The organism is Reticulibacter mediterranei (assembly GCF_016587455.1).
Genome location: NZ_BNJK01000001.1, coordinates 5,580,251 through 5,595,832, shown reverse-complemented (window position 1 = coordinate 5,595,832; position 15,582 = coordinate 5,580,251). Strand labels below are relative to the sequence as shown.

The following is a 15,582-nucleotide window of genomic DNA, read 5'->3' as shown; positions in this document are numbered from 1 at the left end:
TCATTAGCTGCCCAGCGCTTCTAGCAGCATATCGCCCTCTTCCGGGGTAATGCGGCCCTCAGCGATCATCTTGAGTATCGCCTCGCGCTCCTGCTCTGGATTGGCCGCAACAGGTGCAGGCTTCTCCTCTTCTCTACCAGCTGCATCCAGATCACTATCCTCTTGCTCGTGATTGACTTCCTCTTCGGAATGCTCAATCGGTGATGCCGGTGGAATTGGCACAACCACTGGCGGCGTTGCTGGTGCTGGCGGGATTGGCGCAACTACTGGCGGCGTTGCTGGTGCTGGCGGGATTGGCGTGCCCGGAATCGCCTCTCCAGCCGGTGGCATTGGTGGCGCTGGTGGTGGCACCGGGATATGCAGATTGTTCAATGCCTGCTCCACAGCCTCTAAAGCTCCATACACGCCCTCAGATGCCGCACGCTGGGCCTGCTCCAGAATACGTTCTAAACGCTCCGAATCCATGCGCCACTCGCGGTTGTTGATGCGGATATTGATGCGCTCAGCATGCTCACGGGCGCGACGAGCATGTTCCTCAGCCCGCTTTCTTTGTTCTTCGGTGAAACGGCGAGTTCGCTCTTCAGCCTTGCGCTGCCACTCCTCGGCTCGCTTTCTCTGCTCCTCCGCCATTTTTTGCGCTCGTTGTCGCTGCTCTTCAGAAAACTTTTGCGTGCGCTCCATCGCCTTACGCTGGACCTCTTCGGCACGTCGCATCTGCTCCTGGGTAATCTTCTGCGCTCGGGCCTCAGCCTTGCGCCGCTGCTCTTCCGCATACTGCTGGGCGCGACGCACTTTCTCCTCCGCCGCCTGTGCAAAGCTGCCAGTAATCTCAGCACCAAGCGAGGCCGTTGCCTCCTGCACTGCTGCGGTAATATCCAGACTCAGTTCGCGCCCAAATTCGGACATCTCTCGCCCGAAATCAGACATCTCCCGGCCAAATTCGTTCCAGCCCCAATCCCAACTGGAAGCGGTGCTGCTGCTGCTACGCGGTGCATCGTTGCTTTTTAGCACGAGATCATGTCCCACTGTCAAATCCAGCTGTGCTGCGCCCTCGCCGTAGGTCAGATTGACCTGATTACCGGCAGAACTGGAGACAATGGCGTGGCCCTTCACGCTGCCGCCCACATAGGCACGTATGGTCAGGTTTGCGCTCTCTGGCAACACCACGCGCGCATCCTTGCCAACATAGAGCCGCGTGTTGCTATCAGGCGGGAAATCGGCCTGCAACTCCAGATCCGCGCCAATGCTGCCAACCTGAATATTGCCGTGCAGCCCCTTCAAACGCGCATCCGCGCCGATATTGCCGACCTGCAAGTTGCCACCAACACCGGTGAGTACCGCATCGCTGCCAACATGACCCAGCGTGACGTCGCCCTGCACGTCGCGCAACGTACAATCGCTGCCGATCATGCCGCTAGTGATGTGTGCGGCCCCTACAATCGAGAGATCGCTGCCAACATTGCCAACCGCAACCTCAGCGCTGGCATTGCCATGCACGCGACAATCGCCACCGACGTTGCTCACATTCAAGCGAGCGGCTCCGTTCACCTTGCAATCGCCGCCGACATTTTCCAGTTGCACCTCAGCGTTACCGCCGCCCTGGACCTGACAATCGCCGCTAACATTGCCACAGCGCAACACGGCCACGCTCTCTGTCACCTCAAGATCACCGCCAACGCTACCAACCGCAGCCTCCTCAACAGCTTTTAACGCCAGCGATCCAGCAATCTGCTCGACCTCCAGACGATTCACGTTCAGGAACGCCGCGTCCCCCTTCAAGTTGCCGCCAACACGCACCAGAGGCACATTGCGCACTTCCATATCCCCACCAATATTGTGAACCGAGACCTCGTTGCTGATATCGACGAGGCTTGTATCACCACCAATATTAGTCAGGGTCGCGCTCTCACGAATATTTTTGATGCCAACATCTCCGCGCACTTCGCGGATCTCTGCCCGGCGCACACTCTCGATCCGCATCTCGCCGTGCACGTCCTGCACAACAACAATGGTTTCGACCGGCACCTGTAACCCGAGAGAATTGTGGCTGACGTAAATGCTCAACGTGTCGCCCTCGGGCACCATCCGCTCAACATTCCCCTCAGCATCGACCTGGATCGTCTGCTGATCCCAGCCATACACCTTGAGATCGCCATGAATAGAATGTATCAATACACGCTGCGCCGTACCCGCAGGAAAAGTCTGCTGCATTGTAAACTCCTTTTTGCTTTGCTTTTTGCTCTTTATTCAACAAAAATCTCCAGACGCTCGCCTCTTTCCAGGTCTTGCAGATCCAACAGACGACCGGAGGACTCCGTTTCAATAGCCTGTAATAAATCGTGTAAAGCGCTGTTGTTCAATTGCGGGATCATCTGCCCCCCAAGCCGCATACCGGCCTGAATAACGCTGATTGGGAGTGCGGCAATGGCATATACTTTCTGCTGCCTCGCCTTCAGGCTCGTAACACGCACGCGCAATGTCCGATCACGTCGCTCTCGGCTGCGGTCGCGTGGCGGCTCGGCGTCCTCTTCCAGCACGTCCAATAGCTCCGACGCCTGGATAGCTGATACCTGACCAGCCTCAACCATTTGCAAGATACGATCTCGCTCTTCCTTCGCAGACATGGGTTAGCCTTTCAGCAAGCGCATAGCATCCTCAACGCTGATCTCTTTTGCCGCCAGCCTATCAAGAACGGCCCGACGATCTACACGTCCATCGTTCTCGGGAGTACCTCCCAGCGCGGCGACGATCTCGTCCAGGCGGCTGCGCGCGGTGTTGTAGGCGATGTTCTTCTCAGCTGCCAGACGCTGAATGTTGCCTCGATATTTCACCAGCATCTCAACAAAATCGAGCTGCTCGCGCGTCAGGCGGCCAATCCAACCCAGGCTGAAACGCCCCTCGATCGCGACTCCGCTCTCGGGACACTCCAACCGGGTCACTATCAGCTCCGCACCACTTACAGGATCTCTCGTTATGAGTGGGTACATCTTTTTATAGCTCTCCTTTTATGAGGCATCCCGAATTGTTTTGTGACGACCTCTGCCCGCACTGCTCGCCGCACAGCGGCTCGCTGCTGAAGGCGCTGAGGCGTGCGAGAGCCGCAAGGAAACAGTCTGGGATGACTCATATCTCCTTCAGGTAGCAACAATCATAAGGGATTATCGCTACCTATGAAGGGAATATCTCTTTCTCTCTGTTATTTTTCATTAACGACATGGTAATAGTAACATACGATAGTAAAATTTGTCAATAGAAATGGCAAATAAAATCAATCAATAGACAATATTTTCATAAAATTGTGATGACCCCGCATAAGAAGCTGTCGTTGTGAGCGATCAAACCTCATGCGAAACCCTTCTGCTGCTCTTGCCGTGATACCTATGTCTTTGAACGTCCTTTACCTTACGGAAGAGAAAAGCATGTCTGCAATTATTACAAAAACGTCAACAGAGACAACCAGGAGCGAAGGAATGCATGCTCCCACGCAATCAGGGCAGGCAAACGTCAACGTTGGTCAGCCCGAACGCTGGCTCTCAAGCATCGCAGGTGGCCTGCTGACGTTCTATGGTCTGCGCCGCCTCGACCTTCCCGGCACCTTTGTTGCTCTACTCGGTGCTGATCTGCTTTATCGCGGCATCAGTGGGCGCAGTCTGGTATACAAGGCGCTTGGCATCAGCACATCGCGACGAGAAGTGACCCTCGTTGCCATACCACAACAGGCAGGAACGCGAGTGCGTCGTTCTATGACGATCAACCGCTCGCCCGAAGAACTTTACAGTGCCTGGCATGATATCGGGAAGGCCCCTTCATATATGATGGGAGTTGAAAACGTCCAGCAAACGGATGCGAAAACATCGCACTGGACAGCACGCCTCCCCTCCGGCAAGAAGCTTCAATGGTACGCCGAGTTTACGCAGGAACAGCCGGGACAATTGCTCGAATGGAGGGTGCTGGGGAAAAAATTCGTGGTGGCTCAGGCCGGGCGCGTCTATTTTGTACCCGCCTCCGATGGTCGCGGTACTATTGTGACGCTCGAACTCGATTATCCCTCGCCCCGCAATTTCTTACGGAAAAACATGAAACAGGTAATCAGTTATCTGGCCGATAAAGAGGCGTTGGAGGATCTGCGCCGCTTTAAAGAACTGATGGAGGCGGGCGAGATCGCAACAATCAAGGGTCAGCCCAAAGGCACGACCAAAAGGCAGAGGCAATAAAAGATCAGGAGGCAAGAATGAGAGCATTATGCTGGAATGGTCCTCATAAGGTGCGGGTAGAAAACGTACCTGACCCAAAAATACTCAATCCACGCGATGCCATCGTCAAGATCACCACGACAGCAATCTGTGGTTCCGATCTACATCTATACGATGGCTATATTCCCACGATGGAGAAGGGCGATATTCTGGGCCATGAGTTTATGGGCGAGATCGTCGAAGTTGGCAATGGGGTGGAAAATCTCAAAAAGGGTGATCGCGTGGTGGTGCCATTCCCGATTGCCTGTGGCCGCTGTTTCTTCTGCTCGCAACAACTGTGGTCGCTCTGCGATAATTCTAATCCCAACGCTGCCCTTGCCGAAGCGATGTATGGCTACTCGGCAGCTGGCATCTTTGGCTATTCACATCTCTTCGGTGGCTACGCTGGTGGGCAGGCCGAATATGCGCGAGTGCCGTTCGCCGATGTCGGCCCGATCAAAATACCGGACCAGCTGAAGGACGAGCAGGTTCTCTTCCTCTCCGATATCTTCGCAACCGGCTATATGGCAGCAGAGAACTGCAACATCCAGCCCGGCGATACGATAGCGGTCTGGGGCTGCGGACCCGTTGGACAGCTCACCATTAGAAGCGCCTATTTGCTGGGGGCTGCTCGCGTGATTGCCATTGATCGCGTCCCCGAACGCCTGCGCATGGCCTCTGAGCAGGGACACGCCGAGGTTATCGATTACGAAGGAACCGATGTCATTGAAGCGCTCAAGCAGATGACGGGCGGGCGCGGACCCGATGCCTGTATCGATGCCGTTGGCCTGGAAGCACATGGGGATACGCTGGATGCCGCTATCGATATGACCAAGCAGAAAACGCATTTAAGCACTGACCGCCCTCACGTTTTGCGCGAAGCGATTCAGGCGTGCCGCAAAGGTGGCACCGTCTCTATCCTGGGCGTCTATGGTGGCTTCCTCGATAAGATCCCCTTTGGTGCCGCTTTTAATAAAGGGCTGACGTTCAAAATGGGCCAGACGCACGTACAGAAATATCTCCAGCCACTTTTAGAGCGCATTGAACATGGTGAGATTGACCCCTCGTTTATCATCACTCATACCCTTCGCCTCGATGAGGCTCCACATGGATATGAGATCTTTAAACATAAAGAGGATGGCTGCATCAAGGTCGTCCTGAAACCATAAGCACCCCTGCGCCCCCATACATCCAGCAGAACTCTTCCCGGATGTATGGGTGGCATCGGTACTGTTACCACCAGCAACGACTCTGCCGCTCGTCTCGTTGCTGGTGGCGACGGCCTTTTTCTCCCACACAAAACCATTACAATGCTTGTCCCACATGAAATCTTCGTGCTACAATGGTACGTAGGCAAACTCAATGCCAGCCAGCAGACGGTAGTTGCTCCCTTTCGCATCTCTATTTATCATGCAGCGTCCGCATCTCTGGCATCTCATGTAGAGAAGGAAACCATATGGCGCGTCTTATTCCCCGGTCATTGACCACTCCTACTGACCGACAACGTGCCATTCCCGCTATGATATCGTGCGCGATCTGGCACTGGCGACAACAACGACTGCTTTTTCTCTTGATGAGTCTGGCAATGATCGGGCAGATTTTTCTCGCCTGCTTGCTTCCAGCACTGATGGAGGTGTCACCAACAACAGAGCTACGCCTCCGTCTCAGCGCCGCACACCTGCCACTGCTCAGCATCGCGTCACAAGTGTTCCTGCTGCTACTCTTCTTCGTCCATTTGATGGCGCGGGCGCTGGTTGAGCGACAGGCCGATACGCTGGCAGTTCTGCATCATCGGGGTGCCAGCGTGCGTCAGATGCTCGTCTCGCTGCTCCCACAAAGCGCTGGCGCTGCTCTGTTTGCTTGTCTCATCAGTCCTCCCCTGGCCTATCTGAGCGCCACCTCTCTCTTTCCCGGCAGACACCTGTTGCAAGCATTCTGGCATAACCCGCTCCCCTTCTTCCTGCATACCTGGCACTATGCAAGTGGAACGATGCTATTATCTCTTGGGATCATCGTCGCGACGCTATACTACACACTCCATCGCACTATGCCGCGCCTGCACAACGAGGCAGTCCGTGAAATCGAGCCACCGCATAAAGAGCATGTGAAACTCGAGATCCTGCTGGCTCTGATCGGCCTGGCATCCTATGTACTGCTGCTTGGTCTTGTCAGACCACGCGATAGCATCATACCAGCACCATTCCCGCTCACAGCCCCATTTGCTCCAATGCTGTTGTTTGCCGGTATCCTCCCACTCTGCCTGCGTGGTATCGCTCTGCTGTCGATGGCTGGTATCCAGATTATGCAGCCCGGCTACGCGACAACGCCGATGCTGACTGTGATGCATCGAATTCGCTCTCCGCGCGGCCTTGCTCGTATGACAATGCTGCTCGTGCTGGCAATTACCTTTACTATCTTCGCTCTGATATTTACCACATCACAAGAGCGACGAATCAACGATATCGCCGCCAACGTGGTTGGAGCCGACTTTAGCGGTACGCTGACGACCACCTCTCCATCGATTCAGGCTGTTGCTGCCCCCTATCTGCATATGCGTGGCGCAACCTCTGTCACCGTTGGAGCCATTACCAGTGCCATGAGTGATAGTGCATCAGGCGACGCCATCCAGATTCAGGCCGTCGATGCGGCAACATTTGCTCGTACAGCTCTCTGGCCGCGCCAAAATCCAGAAGTTTCTCTGTCACAAATGATGGATCAATTGATTGACCAGCGGCTCATGGCAACAGAATTTCATGTCGTGCCAGCTATTGTTGATAACCCGACCATGCAAATGTTCTCTCTGCATCCAGGCATGGCCTTCTCGCTCTACGAACATACGACGCCCAATAAAACTGCACGCGCGGTTCGCTATGTGGTTCTCGCCAGCGTCGCTCACATTCCGGGCACCAGCAATGGCATGCTGGTTGACTATCAAAGCCTTATCAACTATCGAATCAAAAACGGTCTGGCTATCCTACCCCTCAATCACGTCTGGCTGCGTACCAGCAACGATGAGGCGACGCTCAAATATGTGCGCAAAACCCTCACAAACTCATTGCGGCTCGATAATCTGCTCGACCGCCGCTTTCTGCTGTCCTCGCTACAAGCAGACCCACTGGCTATGCTAGCCCAGAGCATGCTTAGCATTGGAGCCGCAATCACTTTCCTGCTGGCCCTGTTCAGCAATATATTGGCTATCCGCGCCGGAACCACAAAGCTTCAGGTCAATCGAGCGCTGTTGCATGCATTGGAAACGGAGCCGGGACGCGTCGCCAGCCTGCTGATCTGGGAGCAAGCCAGTGCGTATCTAATGGCGCTACTGCCAGGTATGCTGATTGGCCTCCTCCTGGCCGCGACGTTTATACCGATTCTACTTAACCATCTCCCGCTACACACAACTACCTCGGTCGGCGTAACGTCGTATGCCAGCCAGCAAATGCTTTCTGCACAGGTCGTTGTTCCACTTCCCCTGGGCATCGCTCTGGGCGTCTGCCTGCTGCTCATTCCGCTTGCCTTGATGCTGCTGTCGCGTATGCTTGCACGACCGGCATTCTCGCACGTCTTACATGTTACCGATACCTATTAGATAGAAAGAAATTGTCATGCAAACGGACCTCTACCCAAACCTGTTACCAACTTGTATACTGTTCATACAAGAAGCATTTTCAAAGAAGAGATGAACAACGTCTTTGTTTAGCATGCCATTGGAGCCAGCTATGCCAGCATTCTCGATTCGCCCACTTACCAGCCATGATCGCATCTGGATTCTGCAATTCATTTCTGAGCAATGGGGCAGCAATATCATTATCTCCAGAGGAACCTTCTACACCGCCGATGCACTGCCCGGCTTTATCGCCGTTGAGGACGGTAAACGCGTTGGCCTGATTACCTATCATATCCAGGGCAACGAGTGCGAGGTTGTCAGCGTAGATAGTACGCGGCCAGGGAAGGGCATTGGCACAGCATTGATCGATGCTGTTCGACAAGAGGCACAACGAACAGGGTGTAAGCGACTCTGGCTCATCACCACCAACGACAACCTGACGGCCCTGCGCTTCTATCAGCGGCACGGCTTCGTCCTGGTGGCGGTGCATAGAAACGCTATCGACGAGGTATCGCGCAAGCTCAAACCTCAAATCCCTTTGATTGGTGAACACGGTATCCCTATTCGCGACGAAATCGAGCTGGAGATGCCTCTGAACAATGGAGAGCGGAAGGTATCGCTATCATGAGTTTTCTTATCGAACCAACGACGCAATATAAAGAGCAGATCATTGCAGCGGTGCAGGAGTTTCAGGGCGAGGGACGGCTCCTCGATTACGATGTGCAACAGTTACATCGTAACTTTGCCAACTATCTACGCCGCATGCAGAATCAGAAAGATCGCCGCCGCATCAGCCCGGACACGGTGCCAACTACCGATTTCTGGCTGATTGACGGCAATGAGGTTATCGGACGCCTCTCCCTGCGCCATGAACTCAATGACTTTCTGCTCAAAATCGCGGGACATATCGGCTATGTGATCCGGCCCTCGCGCCGCTGTCAGGGCTACGGCAAGGAAATTCTACGCCTGGGGCTTGAACAAGCCAGGGCCATCGGACTAACCCGCGTGTTGGTGACGTGCGACGAGAACAATATCGGCTCGAAGAAGGTCATCGAGTCCAACGGCGGTTGCTTTGAAAATGCGGTGGTGGTCAATGGTTCTTCGGTCAAGAAGCTTCGTTACTGGATCGATGTGGTGAAATGAGGGGATGTGTGCACCACAAAAAAACAGCCTTGCGGCTGCGGGGTTTTGTCGGTGGGGTGAAGCGTACGAGTTGCAAGTGCATCCGCCGAAGCGGAATATACAACAGGAATCGAACCCGTTACCAAATCGTGACAAACGATTTGCTCTACCAAATGAGCTATGTATGTATGCCCTTGCTATAAGAGTACGCTTCTAAATATATAACATATTCATTGCGAAATGTCAAGTCTTTTGCGGCTCAATGCGACTAATTGCCGGGATTAATGCCCCATGTGCTGATAAACCACCAGATACAGCAAAAATCTTCGCGATGCATCTCCATGATTGCCTGCTGGATGAGCGCTTCAGAATCTTCCGAAACAGGCGCTCCGACCTTCTGGGCCATGCGCAAACCCAACGTAGCCCCAAGCTCCATATTATGCAAAAATTCGGGCCAGGCATCAGTTCCTGCTGAAAAATTGACCATATGGATGCTCTGCTGCACCTGTTCGATGCCTGCTTTCTGCATCAGCCGTGCGATCATGGGTGTAATGCCGAATGATTCGCCATCGACCGAAAAGCCGTGTCCCATTGACACCAGCAACTTGCTGCCGAGCACCCGGATCTTTTCGCAGGCGGGGCTGTTAGTCAGGCCGATATACTCGCTTTCCGTCAGTCGAATAAGGCCGCCTGGACGAGTGATGCGGCGACACTCTTGCAGGAACGACGGCCATTTCGCGCTCGGCAACACTGAGGTGAGAAAGCGACCATTGACGAGATCGAAGCTATTGTTGGCAAACTTGAGGCGGCGGGTGATATCCATTACTCTAAAAGATGCATTCTGCCGCTTCTGGGCCTGCGCGCGTGCGTTGGCATAATTGATCATGCGCTGGCTGATATCGACGCCAATACTCCGCGACTCCTGGTGTTCAAGAGCGACATCCAATACCCAGCCGCCGGGACCGCAGGCGACATCCAGCACATCGGCGTTTTCCGGCAAATCGGGCAGGTTTGCCAGCGGTCCTCCCATCGCCCTGGTTGTCGTGCGATCCATCGCCAGCAGACGCGTCAACTCTTCCGGGCTTTCGGGATCAAATACATATGTGCTTTTCGATTCTGAAGATGGTTGCCTGATTGGATCATTCATCTCGTGCTTTTCTCCTTCATTGGGGAATATCAGGAGCATTCTCACTGTTTTTCCCTTCCAGTATACCGATATGGCTGTGCTAATGTCAATGTTCATCTGAAACCGGTGATGTCGTATCGAGCGAAATTTTTCATGCGCTCAAATGGCATTTGAACCGCTCCAACAAGTATGCTATGATTTCGGCAACACTCATCGTGAAGGGCTAATCATGACGCAAACCGGACAGATCACCTCTATCAAAGATCCACGTGTCGCCGAAGCTCGCGAACTGACAGCTGCCTCAGCACGTACACGACTGCATAAGTGCTTGTTGGAGGGCAGCGAGAGCATTGTCTGGGCTATCGAGGCACGCCTGCCCATTGAACACGTCTTTTATAGCGCCTCGCATGAGCATGATCCGGTTCTGTCCCAATTGCACCAGCATGGTATCCCCAGTTATCTCGTCTCGGATGGCATACTCAAGAAGATCAGCGACACCTCGTATCTCGTTCCGCTACTGGGCGTGGCGCGCATCTCACAAGCGCTCACAGAACCCGAGACAATGGGCGATTTTGTGGTGGTGCTGGATCGCGTGCAGGATCATGGTAATATCGGGACCATTGTGCGCACTGCCAGCGCCTTTGGCATTCGCGATATTGTCTCGACGACCAGCAGCTTAGATCTGTTCTACAAAAAGATCATCAGCGCATCGCGGGGCCGCGTCTTTGAGACACGTGTGCAACGCTTCCAGAGTGGCGGCGAGGCGATTGCAGCGCTCAAACAGCGAGGCTATCAGGTGATCGCCACCAGCCCATATGCGCGGGATATTCAAGCGATGGCCCCATTGCAGGCGAGGCCGGTTGCGCTGGTAGTTGGCAACGAGACTGAGGGGATCGCTGACGACATCGTGCGCAACGCTGATATTGTGGTACAGATCCCGATGAGTGGGCAGGTGGAATCGCTCAATGTCGGGGTGGCGACCGGCATCAGCCTCTACGAACTCAAGTTTCGGATGGTACTTACTATGTTGATCGACTATATCCGCTCCAACACAGGCCGCGAAGTCAACATCGCCGGCAAGCTCATCTTGCAAGCCTTCGACGCCCAGATCCGCAAAGTCTCCGATCTGACAGGCCAGCAAGCCGTCTTATTGATGATCCTTGTCTGCGATCAATTGATGACGCGCGAACAGGTCATGCGCGACACTGGCGCACTCCCCCACGAACTCGACGCCCTCTTGCAACCCCTGATCGAGAAGGGCTACATCCACTACACCGACGCCACCCAGGACAGCATCGCGCCTACTGAGTCTAGCGAACGCATTCTCGCCCAACTCTGGAGCATCGTCGAACGCGCTGAACAAAACGTACTGGCCGGTTTTTCCGAGCAAGAGAAAGCACAATTGAGGGAGTTTTTGAAACGGATTCAGGAGAATTGCACGAGGATTGTGGAGGAATCATGAGTAAAGATCGTCCAATGTTAAATTGACACGAGCTAGCAACTTTTTGGCTTGGGAGATGTAATTGGTTTTATATAAAAGAGAGGCGTAGAATTTAGTGGTATTGATTGTATCGAGATGCTCTAATCCTTGTGTCTTCTCCTTGATCTCAAGCGCTTGCTTATAAAGCGCTTCTGCTTCTTTATTCTTCTCCTGATCTTGATACAGTCGCCCTAATTCATGTAATGTGTTTGCCGTAAATGGGTGCTCCAATCCATACGTCTTCTCATATATTTTCAAGGCTTGCTTATAGAACTCTTCTGATTCCTTGTACTTTTCCTGAGCATGATACAATCTTCCTAACTCATGCAACGTTATCGCTGCGAATGGATGCTCTAGCCCTATCGTTTTCTCATAGATCTCAAGAGCTTGCTTATAGAATGTTTCTGCCTCTTCGTACTTTTTCTGAGCAAGATGCAGCCTTCCTAGCTCATGCAATGTCGCCGCTGTATCACAATGCTCTAATCCTCGTATCTTTTCGTCAAGTTCAATGACTTGTTTATAGAGTGCTTCTGCTTCCTTATACTTCTCTTGCTCATAATATGACTTTCCTAACTCATGCATAGCCTCTCTCGTACTGTCATGCTCAAAACCAAAAATTTTCTGACAAATCTCTAAATTAGAAACATAACATTCTTCAGCACGCTTATAATCTCCTTGCTGGTAAAAATAATATCCAACATTATAGAGCAAATAAGATGCCTCTTCACTCTCTATCCGATATTGTTTTATCAACTCTATACAAATCTGAGCATGAGGCAAATAGCGGCGGCATTGCTCCCAATTTTCATAATCACCAACTGGAAACACCTCACTCACCATCCACACGGCTCGCTCTACCCATCGTCGCTGCTCCTCATTATCCATCCCATCTCTAAGTACAACCTGCACCAGACGATGCAAGCTTAACGTGTTCGTCTCCTGGTTGCGCTTCGCCAACGAATACCGTCGCAGCAGCCCCATTGCTTCATTAAGTAAAAATGCGTCAGCAGCAACCAAACTCAGTTCTTTCCCCAGATATCTTGCTCTCTCCACAATCATCTCTTCCTGAATCGCATCAGGAGCCAGAAACGCGCACAATTTCAGCAGGGCTATAGAGGCAAGATTCTCCTTTTCAACTTTCTGTATTGAGATTGACCATGTAGTCGCAACTGCATCAGGGTGGTCTCTCACCAGCCTTCCACGCCGTTCTAGTAAATCCTTATGCCGAGTCTCATAGAACTTTAGATAAGTCGCAAGGCTACAGCCAGTTTCCTCAACATATGCTCCAGCCTGATCTAGCGCAAGAGGCAAGCCATCTAGCTCCTGCACAATCGCTTCAGCGGCGACTCGCTCTGTGCTGATGCTGCCATTTCTCCTTACACGCTTGAGCAAGAATTGCACGCCCTCTTCTTTGCCCATTTTTTCAATATCGATGGCATTGGCTATGCCTCCAAGCGCCTGCGCACGGGTGGTAAGGATAATATGTCCATTCATATAAGGGCCATCAGGCAAGAAGTCGCGGACCATTAGCACGTCGTCGGCATTATCGAGAACCAGAAGCCAGTCGCGTTGGTGGGCTAGCCAGCGTTTGAACGCCTGGATGGTTCTTTGCTGATCCTTCTCGTCGCGGCCCGACACCTGCAATAACTCGGCGAACTTCGCATAAGAGACGCTCAAACCTTCAGCGGTATCAGCAGTGGTCCACAAAACGTAGCGATATTCGTGCTGGTGACGATAGGCGTACTCTAACGCAGTCTGCGTCTTGCCGATTCCACTCAGGCCGCTGATCGCCTGAGTGAGCGCCATCGTTTTGTTGTGCGTGGTTAGCTCGTTATAGAGACGCTCTAATAGTTCGACGCGTCCGGTAAAGAAGATGTTGCGGCGATAGGGAACTTCCCAGACTTCGGGCCAGTTGCCGGGGAAGCTGATTGGTGATTTTGGCGTGAGTGAAGTAGCGCCAGGGAAGGGTAATGGGCCAGTTGGTTTGGCGCGTGTTCGTTTGACACCAGCTAGCAGAGCATCACGAGCAGTGGTTTCATCCAGCTTGAAGAGGTCGATATAGACAATAGCAGCGAGGACACCTTTTGGCTTACATTCGCACACACGCACGGGCAGGAGCTTGCCGTCTTTGTCGGTTGGATCTTGCACAAATGCTGCGATCCATTCTGGTTGAGTGTAAAGTGCAGTAAGATAGTCGGGCGAGAATACAGCGATGGTGCGCTGAGCTTGAGAGGCGGCACTATGCATGCTCAGTACGAAATTGTCGCCGGGCCGAAAATCCCAGGCTTGCAAGATACAGGTATAGCGCTCTTGTTCCAACTGCCAGCCAATCCACTCGGCCCACGCTCGATCTGCTTTATTATAGCTGATAAAAAAGTCTTTTACGGGGTTGGGGTCCATCGCCGCTCCCTCGCTCTAACACATGATTCCCGCTGCAACAACTATAGATATGCCTGGGCTTGAGTATAACGCATTTCAACGCGATACGCAAATAAAACGACAAAAAGTCTACAAAAAGGCGATTTAGAACTCGTGTTCATTGCAATTCGCTATTGACTCATCTACACTCGCAAACGGCATAACATTTTTTTATTGTTTGCTAGCAAAACAAGGAAACGCTGTTATGAACGGAATCGCACTTACCGTTATCGGTATCCTGGCTGTGCTGGTCGTTCCTATCTGGGCGCTGGTTGCACTGGCCCAACGGCGGTTGTGGCATTGCCCCGAATGTGGGTTTGAGACGTACGATGAAGCGGAGTCAATGGGGCACAAAGCCTATCACGCGGCCAAACACGCACCATACGAGATCTAGCACAACCCTCCCCAACGGTCCAATCCACAAAACGGCCCCCCAGCAAGTGTTGGAGGGCCATGAGATTCCAGTATGCTTACTAAGCTCGCCGCTCTACATGGATCGTGCCAAGATTGGTACGCAGATCAAGACGCGCCTGTGGCTCACTCCCAACAACATTGCTCCCGAAGTCGTTGTGCACCGTTCCCATGTCGGTGTGCGTATTGAGGATAAATGAGGAGGAAGCTGGCAAGCTGGCGTGGATCGTCCCGGCGTTGGTGTGCAGGCGATAATCGCCCTCCGGCTCGATACTCCCCTCAAAGTGAATGGTGCCTGCATTGGTTTCGATATTGGCCTGGCCCCGCAGTTCCGTACGCTCAAAATGCAGCGTTCCGGCATTGGTACTCAGGCGCGCATCCTCCAGGGCGGAATCGATAATCGTGATCGTGCCCGCGCTGGTCTTGAGGTTGGCCTTGCCGCGAACTCCTGCCACATGAATCGCACCCGCGCTGCCATCAACCTGCACATCACAAAACTCGGGGACAGTGATGTCCAGGTCTACATGCCCCAGGCTGGTGAGCGAGATGTTGGGCGTGTTGCCAAATCCTTCCGCCGAGACACGAATCGTGTTGCCCTCTTGCGCAAACTCGACCGACAAATCCTGTCTGTTGCCAAAGATGGTCGTAACGTGCTTGGTCCCCTGCACCTGCACCTCGCTGGTTGAGCCGCGATGAATGTTAATCGCACCGGCTGGATTGCGCACAACCAGCGTCGGTACGCCCGTTACCAGGAAGCTATGCGGCATGATCGGCACCGCCTTACCAAAGCCAACCTTTGCCACCATCAAAAACACTGCTGCCAGCACGACAACGCCCAGCAAGAAGCCGATAAAGCCGCTGAATAGCGAACCGCCCAGTCCGGCTCCCACCAGAAATGCGACAAACAGCAGCAGGATCAATTGCCACATGTCAAGCGTGACTTTGCGGGCCGGCGTAATCTTTTCACCTTGCATATATGATGGTGAGGCACCACGATAGCCTTCGTTGTAAGATGTACTCTCGTAGGATTCTGAATAGGATTGTTGTTCTCTCTGCTGCTCTTGCGGTTCGCTGTTGAGCGGCATGGGAGGCGGCTCCTGGGATGATTGTTCGGGAGGACGATACATCATTTCCTGATCGCTCATAATAGCTCCTTTACAGAAACGGATAATTGCTCACATTTGCAGGA

General features: G+C 53.1%; 14 protein-coding genes. 8 read left to right on the top strand and 6 right to left on the bottom strand.

From position 1 onward, the window contains the following. Positions 1-3: 3 nt before the first annotated feature. Genes K3T83_RS24110 through K3T83_RS24100 form a run of 3 tightly spaced genes read right to left on the bottom strand, consistent with a single transcriptional unit; the run spans position 4 to position 2,987 of the window. Positions 4-2,211 carry an SHOCT-like domain-containing protein gene (locus K3T83_RS24110; RefSeq protein ID WP_220205477.1) on the bottom strand — a complete coding sequence of 736 codons (2,208 nt, stop codon included), beginning with the start codon at positions 2,209-2,211 and terminating at the stop codon, positions 4-6. A 32-nt stretch (positions 2,212-2,243) separates the two neighbouring features. Next, positions 2,244-2,624 carry a hypothetical protein gene (locus K3T83_RS24105; protein WP_220205476.1) on the bottom strand — a complete coding sequence of 127 codons (381 nt, stop codon included), beginning with the start codon at positions 2,622-2,624 and terminating at the stop codon, positions 2,244-2,246. A 3-nt stretch (positions 2,625-2,627) separates the two neighbouring features. Continuing rightward, on the bottom strand, positions 2,628-2,987 hold the full coding sequence (locus K3T83_RS24100; RefSeq protein WP_220205475.1) for a DUF2089 domain-containing protein: 360 nt from the start codon (positions 2,985-2,987) through the stop codon (positions 2,628-2,630). Between the two features lie 432 nt (positions 2,988-3,419). Here K3T83_RS24100 and K3T83_RS24095 point away from each other — a divergent pair, with 432 nt between their 5' ends. The 6 genes from K3T83_RS24095 (at position 3,420) to K3T83_RS24070 (ending at position 8,979) form a co-directional block, all read left to right on the top strand. Continuing rightward, positions 3,420-4,214: an SRPBCC family protein gene (locus K3T83_RS24095; RefSeq protein ID WP_220205474.1), complete on the top strand. Its 795-nt coding sequence runs from the start codon at positions 3,420-3,422 to the stop codon at positions 4,212-4,214. Positions 4,215-4,231: 17 nt separating this feature from the next. Further along, on the top strand, positions 4,232-5,401 hold the full coding sequence (locus tag K3T83_RS24090; RefSeq protein WP_220205473.1) for a zinc-dependent alcohol dehydrogenase: 1,170 nt from the start codon (positions 4,232-4,234) through the stop codon (positions 5,399-5,401). A gap of 45 nt (positions 5,402-5,446) precedes the next feature. Next, complete coding sequence (locus tag K3T83_RS24085) at positions 5,447-5,716, top strand: hypothetical protein (protein WP_220205472.1); 270 nt, start codon at positions 5,447-5,449, stop codon at positions 5,714-5,716. Next, positions 5,689-7,818, top strand: a complete 2,130-nt coding sequence (locus tag K3T83_RS24080; protein ID WP_220205471.1) for a hypothetical protein — start codon at positions 5,689-5,691, stop codon at positions 7,816-7,818. Before K3T83_RS24085 ends, K3T83_RS24080 begins: the two co-directional genes overlap by 28 nt. Positions 7,819-7,948: 130 nt before the next feature. Beyond that, the gene (locus K3T83_RS24075; RefSeq protein WP_220205470.1) at positions 7,949-8,464 is read left to right on the top strand and encodes a GNAT family N-acetyltransferase; all 516 of its coding nucleotides are present in this window, start codon (positions 7,949-7,951) and stop codon (positions 8,462-8,464) included. Then, complete coding sequence (locus K3T83_RS24070) at positions 8,461-8,979, top strand: GNAT family N-acetyltransferase (protein WP_220205469.1); 519 nt, start codon at positions 8,461-8,463, stop codon at positions 8,977-8,979. Before K3T83_RS24075 ends, K3T83_RS24070 begins: the two co-directional genes overlap by 4 nt. A 247-nt stretch (positions 8,980-9,226) precedes the next feature. Here the strand turns inward: K3T83_RS24070 and K3T83_RS24065 are convergent, their stop codons facing one another. Beyond that, the gene (locus tag K3T83_RS24065; RefSeq protein ID WP_220205468.1) at positions 9,227-10,105 is read right to left on the bottom strand and encodes a class I SAM-dependent methyltransferase; all 879 of its coding nucleotides are present in this window, start codon (positions 10,103-10,105) and stop codon (positions 9,227-9,229) included. Between the two features lie 208 nt (positions 10,106-10,313). On the opposite strand from K3T83_RS24065, the gene K3T83_RS24060 reads away from it, so the two are divergent. After that, positions 10,314-11,546: a TrmH family RNA methyltransferase gene (locus K3T83_RS24060; RefSeq protein WP_220205467.1), complete on the top strand. Its 1,233-nt coding sequence runs from the start codon at positions 10,314-10,316 to the stop codon at positions 11,544-11,546. Here K3T83_RS24060 and fxsT read toward each other — a convergent pair. Next, positions 11,541-13,964 (bottom strand): FxSxx-COOH system tetratricopeptide repeat protein, encoded by a 2,424-nt coding sequence (gene fxsT / locus K3T83_RS24055; protein WP_220205466.1) that lies wholly within the window; start codon positions 13,962-13,964, stop codon positions 11,541-11,543. The two genes, K3T83_RS24060 and fxsT, sit on opposite strands and share 6 nt — an antisense overlap. A 223-nt stretch (positions 13,965-14,187) precedes the next feature. On the opposite strand from fxsT, the gene K3T83_RS24050 reads away from it, so the two are divergent. Further along, on the top strand, positions 14,188-14,376 hold the full coding sequence (locus K3T83_RS24050; protein ID WP_220205465.1) for a hypothetical protein: 189 nt from the start codon (positions 14,188-14,190) through the stop codon (positions 14,374-14,376). A gap of 79 nt (positions 14,377-14,455) precedes the next feature. Here K3T83_RS24050 and K3T83_RS24045 read toward each other — a convergent pair whose 3' ends face one another. Further along, complete coding sequence (locus K3T83_RS24045; RefSeq protein ID WP_220205464.1) at positions 14,456-15,538, bottom strand: DUF4097 family beta strand repeat-containing protein; 1,083 nt, start codon at positions 15,536-15,538, stop codon at positions 14,456-14,458. Positions 15,539-15,582 lie beyond the last annotated feature (44 nt).

Excerpts from the sequence above, each read along its gene's own strand:
- K3T83_RS24100 (WP_220205475.1), bottom strand. The coding sequence starts at position 2,987 with ATGTACCCACTCATAACGAGAGATCCTGTAAGTGGTGCGGAGCTGATA.
- K3T83_RS24045 (WP_220205464.1), bottom strand. The coding sequence starts at position 15,538 with ATGAGCGATCAGGAAATGATGTATCGTCCTCCCGAACAATCATCCCAG.
- K3T83_RS24060 (WP_220205467.1), top strand. The coding sequence starts at position 10,314 with ATGACGCAAACCGGACAGATCACCTCTATCAAAGATCCACGTGTCGCC.
- K3T83_RS24075 (WP_220205470.1), top strand. The coding sequence starts at position 7,949 with ATGCCAGCATTCTCGATTCGCCCACTTACCAGCCATGATCGCATCTGG.
- K3T83_RS24070 (WP_220205469.1), top strand. The coding sequence starts at position 8,461 with ATGAGTTTTCTTATCGAACCAACGACGCAATATAAAGAGCAGATCATT.
- K3T83_RS24050 (WP_220205465.1), top strand. The coding sequence starts at position 14,188 with ATGAACGGAATCGCACTTACCGTTATCGGTATCCTGGCTGTGCTGGTC.
- K3T83_RS24095 (WP_220205474.1), top strand. The coding sequence starts at position 3,420 with ATGTCTGCAATTATTACAAAAACGTCAACAGAGACAACCAGGAGCGAA.
- K3T83_RS24105 (WP_220205476.1), bottom strand. The coding sequence starts at position 2,624 with ATGTCTGCGAAGGAAGAGCGAGATCGTATCTTGCAAATGGTTGAGGCT.
- K3T83_RS24110 (WP_220205477.1), bottom strand. The coding sequence starts at position 2,211 with ATGCAGCAGACTTTTCCTGCGGGTACGGCGCAGCGTGTATTGATACAT.
- fxsT (WP_220205466.1), bottom strand. The coding sequence starts at position 13,964 with ATGGACCCCAACCCCGTAAAAGACTTTTTTATCAGCTATAATAAAGCA.
- K3T83_RS24065 (WP_220205468.1), bottom strand. The coding sequence starts at position 10,105 with ATGAATGATCCAATCAGGCAACCATCTTCAGAATCGAAAAGCACATAT.
- K3T83_RS24090 (WP_220205473.1), top strand. The coding sequence starts at position 4,232 with ATGAGAGCATTATGCTGGAATGGTCCTCATAAGGTGCGGGTAGAAAAC.
- K3T83_RS24080 (WP_220205471.1), top strand. The coding sequence starts at position 5,689 with ATGGCGCGTCTTATTCCCCGGTCATTGACCACTCCTACTGACCGACAA.
- K3T83_RS24085 (WP_220205472.1), top strand. The coding sequence starts at position 5,447 with ATGGGTGGCATCGGTACTGTTACCACCAGCAACGACTCTGCCGCTCGT.